Source organism: Dendronalium phyllosphericum CENA369 (assembly GCF_016056275.1).
Lineage (GTDB): Bacteria > Cyanobacteriota > Cyanobacteriia > Cyanobacteriales > Nostocaceae > Dendronalium > Dendronalium phyllosphericum.
In genome coordinates this window covers 78,864-88,700 of sequence record NZ_JAECZA010000006.1, presented here as the reverse complement: position 1 = coordinate 88,700, position 9,837 = coordinate 78,864, and the positions used below count along the sequence as shown (strand labels likewise).

Below are 9,837 nucleotides of genomic sequence, written 5' to 3'. Positions count from 1 at the left end.
TCCCCCTGCTCCCCCTGCTCCTCATTTCCAATCCCCCCATTCCCACTCAGATAACTGATTTAGCCCATTGGCGTAGGTAAGATTGTATTGTAAAGGCGTTACACTAATGTAGTTTTTACGGATGACATGCACATCAAGAGGGACATTATTTCTAATATTTAAACCTTCTGGGGGTTCCACATCTTCTACAACTTCTCCGGTTAACCAGTAGTATGTTTTACCACGAGGATCGGTTCGCTTATCAAAAACATCAATGTAGCGCCGCACTCCCTGACGTGTCAGCGTCACACCAATAATTTCTTCCCACTTGACAGCAGGAACATTAACGTTGAGCAACATCAAATCGGGTAGGGGTTTTGCTGCTAGCTGCTCTACTAAGATTTTGGCAAACTTAGCAGCAGGTTGAAAGTCTTTGGATGTATGACTGGTAAGACTCAGCGCTATGCTGGGAATGCCTTCAATCAAGCCTTCCATAGCAGCAGAAACAGTGCCAGAATAAAGAATTTCGGTTCCCAAATTTGCACCTTGATTAATGCCAGAAAGCACCAAGTCAGGAGGCGAGTCTAGCAAAGCCCACAGCGCCAATTTTACGCAGTCTGAGGGAGTACCATCACAAGCCCAAGCTTTGACTGCGGGATGAAAAAGTGACTCGACAATTTCAGCCCGAATAGGCTGATGCATTGTTAATCCATGTCCAGTTGCCGATCGCTCTCGATCGGGGCAAACTACGGTTACGTTATGACCTGCTTCTGCCAAGCAATTTGCTAGGGTACGAATACCTAAAGCAGAAATACCGTCATCATTGCTAATGAGTAATTTCATGTGCAAATAGTCAAAAGGAGCCAGCGCCAAAACAGGGTAGCCACTGCATTGCTTTGGTTGCCAAAGTTATAGCAAGTAGCGTTGTCCCGATCGCGGCGACTGGCATTCAATAGTCAATAGTTAACAGTCTTAGGTTAATTGTCAATGTCTAATATCACAAGCTCAGAATAAAAAACCTACTCATATGCTCAATCGCCTCTAAACTTGTAAAAAGAGGTGTAGTTTTGACTTTTGCCTTTGATTCATTAATGGCATACTTGGTAAGGTTATTTATCGAGTGTCTCCAGCTTTAGACTAATGACTAATGACTAACAATTTAGAGGCTCAACTTTTAGCACTACAGCAGGAAGGAGAAAAAGCGATCGCAGCTGCCGAAACTCTAGAACGACTAGAGGAACTCAGAGTTAGCTATCTGGGTAAAAAAGGGCAACTGGGGGCGCTGTTGCGAAGCATGGGGCAGATGAGTGCAGAGGAACGACCGAAAATTGGGGCGATCGCCAATACAGTCAAGGAGTCCCTGCAAACTAGTCTAGACCAGCAACGTACCACTTTAGAAGCCGCAAAAATTCGCTCCCAGCTAGAGGCTGAAACTCTGGATGTCACTATGCCGGGATTTTATCGTCCCCAAGGTCGCATCCATCCCCTGAATGGAATTATCGATCGGGCGTTGGATATTTTTGTCGGTATGGGCTACACCGTAGCTGAAGGGCCAGAAATGGAAACCGACTATTATAATTTTGAGGCTCTGAATACTCCGCCCGACCATCCTGCCCGTGATATGCAGGATACCTTCTACCTGCCAGATGGCAATCTGCTACGAACTCATACTTCATCGGTACAAATCCGTTACATGGAAAAAGAGGAACCACCTATCCGGGTTGTTGCTCCAGGGCGAGTTTATCGTCGAGATAATGTGGATGCCACTCACTCAGCAGTTTTTCATCAAATAGAACTTTTAGCGATCGATCGCGGACTGACGTTTACAGACCTCAAAGGCACTATTAAAGTGTTTTTGCAAGAAATGTTTGGCGAATTGCCAATTCGCTTCCGTGCTAGTTATTTTCCATTTACGGAACCCTCTGCTGAGGTGGATTTGCAATGGAATGGGCGCTGGTTAGAGGTGATGGGCTGCGGTATGGTCGATCCGAATGTACTGAAAGCGGTAGGTTACGACCCAGAAACTTATACTGGGTTTGCTGCCGGCTTTGGTGTAGAACGATTTGCAATGGTATTACACCAAATCGATGATATTCGCCGCTTGTACGCTAGTGATTTGCGTTTCTTGCAGCAATTTTAGAATGATTGGTGAGGAAGTTGCTGTCTTAAATGCCACTTCCTCCAATTGGGAAGCCACTGTGTTGTGGCGGACAACTCTCTTGTTAGGGTTTCCCAACTTAGGCGGCTCTAAACCCATACTGCCAGAGCATAACCCGAAAGGTAAAGTTTTCTAAGGTAGGGATTGAAAATCAGTCAGTATTCTTTGTTGTTAAAAACTCACTAACAAAATTACTCTTATTTCTCCAGCCCAGTTATTCTTATACATTAGACAATCTTGTAATCAAGTAGGTAATCACTGTGGCAAAGACTTCGTCTTTTTGGCAGCAATTCATCAACCAGCACCCCAACTGGTCGCTTCCATTTGAGACGGGAAACTCAAAGCAACGAACTTTTAAGCAGTTATCAGGGCCAGGAGGCATTTTTAGCTTCTTGACAATTGTCGTTGCCATGCTGCTGTGGAACTGGAAACTCCTGTTGGCACTATTAGTGGGCATTGGAGTCATGTTATTGGTGTATTCAATGCAAGAATGGAACTGGCAGCAACGCTGGTTAGAAATTCAGAAATTTTTAAATGGCCCAAATAGCCGCTTATCTTTAGCCGTCAGTAGTGGGGGAATTGCCACTGTCAGTACTTACATGGCAGCTGCCATCTGGGTTGATTCCAATAGCCCCTGGATTGCCACTGGTGCTATTGTCCAAGGTCTGGGGACGCTATTAACTTTAATTTTATTAGCATGGCAAATTGTCAACTTCTACAGCAATCGAGAGGAAGATAATTTTGAGCGATTGTTGGTCAAATTAACAGAAAAAGACGCTTTAAAACGTTTGATTGCCATACGTCAACTAACTAAATTGATTACACGCAGAAAAATCGATTCCGCCTTACAGCAAGATGTTTTTCAATGCTTGCAACTTTTACTCACTCAAGAACAGGAAACAGCAATTCGAGAGGCAGCATTCGAGAGTTTGCAAGCTTTAGAGCGTTTGCAAGTACTACCACCAAACCCATTAACCCCACTCTACGCCAAGTCAAAACTTCAAAGTCAAAAGTCAAAAGTTATTGAATACTAACTTGACTGATGTACATTGTTGACTATTTTCGCTCCAACCGTCCGTCACGAACTTGCACTACTGGATGATTGCACCGACGCACCAGTTGTTCGTCGTGGGTGGTAACAATTACTGTTGCCCCAAAGGCATTTAACTTTTGGAGAATCTGCATCACTTGCCAAGAATTATCTGGGTCAAGATTTCCAGTTGGTTCATCTGCTAAAAGCAGTGGCGGTGTCCCGACGATCGCCCGCGCAATACTCACCCGCTGTTGCTCTCCTCCAGAAAGTTGATCGGGAAAACGGTCAGCTTTAGAAAGCAAACCCACCAGTTTCAAGGTTGGTTCTAAACGCCTCTGAATTTCTTTACGGGTATACCCTTGAGCCTGCAACACAAAAGTCACATTTTCGGCTACTGTGCGTTGGGGAATCAATTTGTAGTCTTGAAATACAATACCGATACGTCGCCGCAATAATGACAAGCGATCGCCCCGCAAAGCTGCTACATTGCAATCATCAATCAACACTTCTCCTTGTGTAGGCAATTCCTCACCATACAACATTTTTAAGAGCGTTGATTTCCCAGAACCACTAGGCCCTGTGACAAAGATAAATTCTTTACGTTTGACCTCTAGGTTTACATCCAATAAGGCATCAAAACCGTTGGTATAGGTCTTTGTTACAGAGCGCAATTGCACCATTGCAGCGTTATTGCTACTCTGCTGTTGAGTTTCACTTTCATCTCGACGAACAGAGCGATCGGTTTTTGCTTGAGTGTTGATAGCGGTTGTCATTGGAATTAAGGTACAAACGGCGTTATGACATACTCATCTACTGAGATAAATACCTGTTAGGGTTTTGCTTTCAGAGGTACATGAATCTCTATCAAGGAGTGAAATAGACTTTAATCAAATAGCCTAAAATTCTGTATTAGAGATTCACCTTAAAACAAGGATTCCCAGGCACAACCTGGGAATATCAAATCACGAAGCAAAAATTAAAATTTTTTAAACTTTCCGTATTTTTCCGTAATCCAGAATTAGGTTTTCGTTTATGAGCCGTTCTTCAATGAAGAGAAACTTAGATTTATTTTGAATTTTTATTTTGAATTCCGCCTTACGGTACTAGGTATTATCATCTTCTTCATCACTATAGGCATAGATATCAAATACAATTGACGCACCTATTTTCGAGATACATTGGACAGTATGTGGGGTGAGATTAAAACCTTTATTCCACCCTTCCATGTGGATGGCAATCCTCACTTGAACATCGTAGGTTGCTGATAGCTCTCGCCAGATTTCAGGCTCTCTCGGTACACGCAAAAGCAAATCTCTAACTAATTCCTCTGCTGTTATTGGTGCGTGTCCTTTTAAATTAAGAATCCATGCTCCCTTTGAATAGGGAGCATATTTGAAATTAAGATTTTTTCGATCTCCGCGCTTGTGAGCCTTAGTTGGCTGACAGCCTAAATGTTTTGAAATTTCATCAGGATTTAAATCTTCACCATAAATAGCTAAACAAACAGAAGTTTTATCAACTAAACCTCCAACAATGATTACATTTTCCATTTAGGGTGCTAAATATTAAAAAATTTTAATTTTTCTCTTGCTATAGCAATTAGATAGCCAAAGAATAGAAGGGAGTAACTCATTAGTGTCACTCCTACTTCATAACTCAGCACTTTATAGCAGTTGCTAAATAATCGCACCCTTTGCAGTCAAGCGATAAACAAAAGCTTTCAATGCAAACTCTGGCAAAGCTAACATCCGTCGCCAACGCCAAGGTTCTTGATAAAGCCGATACAGCCATTCCAAATTGTTTTTTCCCAACCAAGCAGGAGCGCGAGTTTTTGTCCCCGACCAAATATCAAAACTACCACCAACACCAATCCAAATTGCTTGCGGACATAAATGGCGGTTTTGGGCAATCCATAATTCTTGACGTGGCACTCCCAAGCCCACAAAAATTACTTGTGGTTGTAATTGGGCGAGAGTTTGCTTTAATTGTGCTTCTTCTTCTGGGGAATGGTAGCCGGAGTGAGTACCCACCACGCTCAAAGCAGGAGTTTGCTGTTGCCAAAACTCTGCTGCTTTAGCAGCCACTCCAGGCGCTCCACCATAGAAAAATACTTTTGCACCTGTTTGCTTGTGCTCCAGTTCTCGCAGCAGTATTTCTGCTAGTTCAATTCCTGGACAACGTTGAACTTTTTGCCAAAAAAGCCAGCGTAAATACAGAACTACTCCCGCGCCATCTGGAATTACTAGCTCGGCATCTTGAATTACTTTCGCGAGGGAATTATTCCGCTCTGCTTGCATCGTCATTTCTGCATTGAGCGTGACCACATGAGTCCCTCTGCTGTGTTGCAGGCATTCTAGCAACCAGCCTGGATAGTTACTCATCACATGAACTGGTATTCCCAGCACCGAAAACGCTTTAGGCGGTTTAGACATAGCCTACTCTTATATAGTCTCACACCAGATTCTCTCGAACGATAGTTTATCAAATTTTTTCATAGGTGTCTGTGGAAATTTTGGCAACTCACGACTTGCTTATTTAAAAGTCTCAACTAAGTAAATTATCTCTAGGAAGTGATTTAAGCTGCCAGTTGAAATCCGTACACTAATTATCAAAAGTCATAAAATTAACTCTAATTTTCCCCAGGTTCAAACCTGTATACCATATGAGTATATATACTGAAACAATCTATTTTCTACAGAGGGTTTCATCAAAAACAAAATTTTTGATTGCCTCAAATCCAGTCATGACGGGTTTTTGAGGCTTTTTATGAAAACAAAATACAGCAGTCAGCAGTCATAATTTAGTAGGAATTCTTTACGAAGCTGCGGATGAATAAACGGTATTTTTGCACCCCCACTAAATCTATAATTTGATTTGGTGCAAGACAATCAGTGACAGGTCTGAATCACTGTGCCTCAAGTATTCAGACCCTTGAATTCTTTTTTTATTATCCTCAATAAATTAGTCAATAACCTCAAATTTCACACCTTAACTTGAGGCGATCGCTGCTATATAATTTCGGATGCTAGCATTTAAAACCTTGCTATGCCTGAATGCTAGCAACAAGCTGAAATTATGAAATTAACTAGCAGTATGTGGTAAAACCAAGCTGATTTGATGATAAAAGTGTAATATTTACAAGCAAAGTGAATACTTGTCATCTCGGCAATACCCATACATGTTAGCCTTATTCAAAACAGTGCCTTTATATTTATTTTTGTAGAAATGTCTTTAAACTTCGTATATTAAGACTTTTGAGGAAACTCGACTTTACAGTTAAGGTAGTGTAAAGGGCGGAAGTTGGCTATGAGTAAAATTCGGATTGCTCTGATTGAAGATCACGATCTCACCCGCGTGGGTATTCGCACAGCACTGTCGCAAAAAGAAGAAATAGAAGTTGTAGGAGAAGCAACCAATGCCGTAGAAGGACTGAAAATGTTAAGAATGCTACAACCAGATATTGCGATCGTCGATATTGGTTTACCCGATAAGGATGGTATTGAACTCACACGGGAATTAAAATCTACTCCTAATGGGGAAGATTTGTCAACAAAAGTGTTAATTTTGACACTGCGGGATAACAAAGAAGCAGTATTAGCAGCTTTTGCCGCGGGTGCAGACTCCTACTGTATGAAGGATATCAAGTTTGATAATTTGTTGGAAGCAGTACGAGTAACTTACAATGGCAACGCTTGGATCGATCCAGCGATCGCTCGGATCGTACTACAACAAGCCCAACAAAATCCGCGATCGCCAGAAACAACGCTAGCAGATAACAAAAATCTCAGTCAAAACCCGGATTTTTTAGATAATCAGGAAATTACCGACCCTTACACCCTGACAGAAAGGGAATTGGAAGTGTTACAGTTGATTGTCGAAGGTTGCAGCAATGCACTTATTGCAGAGCGACTTTACATCACAGTCGGAACTGTGAAAACTCACGTCCGAAATATTTTAAACAAGCTATGTGCCGATGACCGCACCCAAGCCGCAGTACGCGCTTTGCGTTCTGGATTGGTAGGATAAAGTTAATTTTGGCATATAGCTATTGTGAAGAAAATACAAGGAAATTGAAGACTTTGAGTAATTTTATTTGTTCAAAGTGGGTATCTTCTACTAAAGAAGTCTGAAGTGTAAAGGTAAGACAGCGCGGTGAAGCAGTACGCTGAAGTCCAGTTCGGTCTTGGGGAGACACTGCGTTGCGGTGAGGCAGTTCTTCATGGGGGAAACCCCTTCTCTTGCACTGCCTGACAACACGGCTCTGCCTCCCCAAGTGAAGTAACTGCTAAACCCGAAAGTCTTGGGGTTTTCCCCACGAGCGGCTGCGTTATCTGAAGGGATGAATTAAGAAACTATCGATACGCGCTTCACCCACGAGTGGAGTGAAAAGTCAGATTTTTGAAAATTCATGCCTTATCCATTCAAAAGTGGAGCAATTTCATACTTCAAACTTTAGCGTTGGTGATGGGGTGGGATAAATATTGTACTATCTCGCCATTCAAGTATTTTAAAATTCAAGTCAAATATGACTGACACAGAGGTAGACAAACTTAAGCTCATGATCGTAGATGATGAGCTAGATAACTTAGATTTACTCTACCGCACTTTTAGGCGAGATTTTCAAGTGTATAAGGCTAATCATGCCCTAAGCGCACTGGAAATTTTAGACAAAGAAGGCGAAATGGCTGTAATTATCTCAGACCAGAGAATGCCAGAAATGAACGGTACTGAATTTCTCAGTCGCACGGTAGAGCGCTTTCCTGATACGATTCGGATTTTACTGACAGGTTTTACAGATGTTGAAGATTTGGTGGAAGCAATTAACTCCGGTCAAGTGTTCAAGTACATCACTAAACCTTGGAATCCGGAACGGCTAAGGACATTAGTCGAGCAAGCCACTGACACGTATCGTTTAGTTAAGAAACGCACCCACGAATTGGGTCGTGCCTTGCGGCGAGAATCTTTGTTTAATGCAGTAACAACAGCGATTCGTGAGTCATTGGATTATGGCACTATGCTCCAAAAGATAGCAGCCACCATTGGACAAGCATTTGAAGCAACTTATTGCATACTTAGACCTGTAGAAGGCGATCGCTTAACCCAAGATTTGTTCTCTTACCACGATCCTAAAACTTATTTACCAAGTTTTAGCTTTAACCCCGATATTTCAATTGAAAAAGTTCTTGAAACCAGTCATTATCAACTGACTCAAGACATAAATTATGAGGGCAACGCTTGTAATTACTTGGTAGTGCCACTTTCCTATCAGCAACATCTTTTGGCTGTACTGACAGTTTATCAGTGCGGAGGCGATCGCCCTTGGCAAGAAGAAGACATTCAATTGATTGCAGGTGTTGCCGAACAAGCAGCTTTAGCACTTTCCCAAGCCAAACTCTACCAGCACCTCCAGGAAAAGCAAGAACAGATTCGGGCTGAATTGGAAGTTGCTCGTCAAATTCAACACAACCTGCTACGCCAAAGCTTACCTGAAATCAAAGGTGCGAAGTTACAAGCCTGCTGCTACCCAGCTCGTGAAGTCGGAGGTGATTTTTTTGAAGTATTTGTCCATCCGAAGGGCGACTTGTGGTTAGCAGTAGGTGATGTTTCTGGTAAGGGTGTCCCAGCTGCTTTGTTTATGGCCAGTGCCATTTCAGTGTTGCGTCGGGAACTCTCTCAAGAAACGCCAGCCCAACCAAATATTGTCATGGAGAATCTGAATTACGCTCTTTGCAATGATTTGATTGGCAACAATTGTTTCATTACCCTTGTCTTAGCTTGTTATACCCCTACCACCAAAGAACTAGTCTACGCTAATGCCGGTCACATATATCCCCTGCTTTGGTCGTGCCAAGACTCTGTAGCGGAAACACCCAACTATCTTAAGGTACGCGGCATTCCTTTGGGTATCTTGCCTAAATGGCAGGCAAAATCCGGTCAGTTAATTCTTGCTTCTGGAGATACTCTACTGTTAGCTAGTGATGGTATTACAGAAGCAACAGTATCAAATAAATTACTATTTTCAGAAAAAACCGAGGGTGGCGTTCAGCCAGTTAGCCGTTCTATGCTGAATCAAGATGGTCTTTGGCAACTCCTACAGAGTGAAGCTCAACCGCTTTCTCTTAGCCATTTACTAGCTCGCATCCAGGCAGATAACCACATTCAAGAAGACGATCAAACTATACTCTCACTGGAGGTTTTGTAAGTGATGAAAAGTGAGCTGCATGTACCAAGTGACTTGAATTATTTAAACATTGTCGAACACTGGTTGCTAGGATGTTTAAAAATTCAGTTAGGAGAATCTGTTGATTGGTCGCGGCAATCTAGTCGTTTGCGATTAGCTTTGGTAGAAGCATATTCAAATGTAGTACGTCACGCTCACAAAGAGCAAGCGAACGTGCCTGTTTTACTGCGTTTGGAACTGAAAGAACGAGATATTGCCTTAGAGGTTTGGGACTATGGTGAAGGTTTTGATATGGCTACCTATTTCCCACCTAACCCTACAGATAAACAAGAAGGTGGCTATGGTTGGCTGATCATGAGTCGTTTAATGGATAAAGTAGAGTACCAGTTACAAGTTGATGGGGCTAACTGTCTGAAGTTAGAAGCCACTATACCAGAATTAGCTAAATAACTAAGAGTTATCATTGCTCCAGTACCTGGATAATAC

The 9,837-nt window shown here is 42.3% G+C and carries 10 protein-coding genes; 6 read left to right on the top strand and 4 right to left on the bottom strand.

Annotated elements, in window-relative coordinates; genetic code table 11:
- Positions 1-21 precede the first annotated feature (21 nt).
- On the bottom strand, positions 22-822 hold the full coding sequence (gene surE / locus I8752_RS03135; protein ID WP_214430869.1) for a 5'/3'-nucleotidase SurE: 801 nt from the start codon (positions 820-822) through the stop codon (positions 22-24).
- A 304-nt stretch (positions 823-1,126) separates the two neighbouring features.
- Here surE and pheS point away from each other — a divergent pair, with 304 nt between their 5' ends.
- From pheS to I8752_RS03120, 3 genes are all read left to right on the top strand, one after another.
- A complete protein-coding gene (gene pheS, locus I8752_RS03130; RefSeq protein ID WP_214430868.1) occupies positions 1,127-2,119 on the top strand; it encodes a phenylalanine--tRNA ligase subunit alpha in 993 nt (330 codons plus the stop codon).
- A 1-nt stretch (position 2,120) separates the two neighbouring features.
- Positions 2,121-2,273: a hypothetical protein gene (locus I8752_RS03125; protein WP_214430867.1), complete on the top strand. Its 153-nt coding sequence runs from the start codon at positions 2,121-2,123 to the stop codon at positions 2,271-2,273.
- Between the two features lie 124 nt (positions 2,274-2,397).
- Positions 2,398-3,171: an armadillo-type fold-containing protein gene (locus I8752_RS03120; RefSeq protein ID WP_214430866.1), complete on the top strand. Its 774-nt coding sequence runs from the start codon at positions 2,398-2,400 to the stop codon at positions 3,169-3,171.
- Between the two features lie 22 nt (positions 3,172-3,193).
- Here the strand turns inward: I8752_RS03120 and ftsE are convergent, their stop codons facing one another.
- The 3 genes from ftsE to I8752_RS03105 all read right to left on the bottom strand — a co-directional run bounded on the left by ftsE (position 3,194) and on the right by I8752_RS03105 (position 5,602).
- Entirely contained in the window at positions 3,194-3,943 is a 750-nt protein-coding gene (ftsE, locus tag I8752_RS03115; RefSeq protein WP_214430865.1) for a cell division ATP-binding protein FtsE, read from the bottom strand.
- Between the two features lie 330 nt (positions 3,944-4,273).
- The gene (locus tag I8752_RS03110; protein ID WP_214430864.1) at positions 4,274-4,720 is read right to left on the bottom strand and encodes a DUF4279 domain-containing protein; all 447 of its coding nucleotides are present in this window, start codon (positions 4,718-4,720) and stop codon (positions 4,274-4,276) included.
- A gap of 126 nt (positions 4,721-4,846) precedes the next feature.
- Positions 4,847-5,602, bottom strand: a complete 756-nt coding sequence (locus I8752_RS03105) for a WecB/TagA/CpsF family glycosyltransferase (RefSeq protein WP_214430863.1) — start codon at positions 5,600-5,602, stop codon at positions 4,847-4,849.
- An 874-nt stretch (positions 5,603-6,476) separates the two neighbouring features.
- Here I8752_RS03105 and I8752_RS03100 point away from each other — a divergent pair.
- The 3 genes from I8752_RS03100 (at position 6,477) to I8752_RS03090 (ending at position 9,801) form a co-directional block, all read left to right on the top strand.
- Positions 6,477-7,196: a response regulator gene (locus tag I8752_RS03100; protein WP_214430862.1), complete on the top strand. Its 720-nt coding sequence runs from the start codon at positions 6,477-6,479 to the stop codon at positions 7,194-7,196.
- Positions 7,197-7,695: 499 nt separating this feature from the next.
- Positions 7,696-9,372: a SpoIIE family protein phosphatase gene (locus I8752_RS03095; protein WP_214430861.1), complete on the top strand. Its 1,677-nt coding sequence runs from the start codon at positions 7,696-7,698 to the stop codon at positions 9,370-9,372.
- Positions 9,373-9,375: 3 nt separating this feature from the next.
- On the top strand, positions 9,376-9,801 hold the full coding sequence (locus I8752_RS03090; protein WP_214430877.1) for an ATP-binding protein: 426 nt from the start codon (positions 9,376-9,378) through the stop codon (positions 9,799-9,801).
- The last annotated feature ends 36 nt before the right edge of the window (positions 9,802-9,837 follow it).

Excerpts from the sequence above, each read along its gene's own strand:
- ftsE (WP_214430865.1), bottom strand. The coding sequence starts at position 3,943 with ATGACAACCGCTATCAACACTCAAGCAAAAACCGATCGCTCTGTTCGT.
- pheS (WP_214430868.1), top strand. The coding sequence starts at position 1,127 with ATGACTAACAATTTAGAGGCTCAACTTTTAGCACTACAGCAGGAAGGA.
- I8752_RS03110 (WP_214430864.1), bottom strand. The coding sequence starts at position 4,720 with ATGGAAAATGTAATCATTGTTGGAGGTTTAGTTGATAAAACTTCTGTT.
- I8752_RS03125 (WP_214430867.1), top strand. The coding sequence starts at position 2,121 with ATGATTGGTGAGGAAGTTGCTGTCTTAAATGCCACTTCCTCCAATTGG.
- I8752_RS03100 (WP_214430862.1), top strand. The coding sequence starts at position 6,477 with ATGAGTAAAATTCGGATTGCTCTGATTGAAGATCACGATCTCACCCGC.
- I8752_RS03095 (WP_214430861.1), top strand. The coding sequence starts at position 7,696 with ATGACTGACACAGAGGTAGACAAACTTAAGCTCATGATCGTAGATGAT.
- I8752_RS03090 (WP_214430877.1), top strand. The coding sequence starts at position 9,376 with ATGAAAAGTGAGCTGCATGTACCAAGTGACTTGAATTATTTAAACATT.
- surE (WP_214430869.1), bottom strand. The coding sequence starts at position 822 with ATGAAATTACTCATTAGCAATGATGACGGTATTTCTGCTTTAGGTATT.
- I8752_RS03105 (WP_214430863.1), bottom strand. The coding sequence starts at position 5,602 with ATGTCTAAACCGCCTAAAGCGTTTTCGGTGCTGGGAATACCAGTTCAT.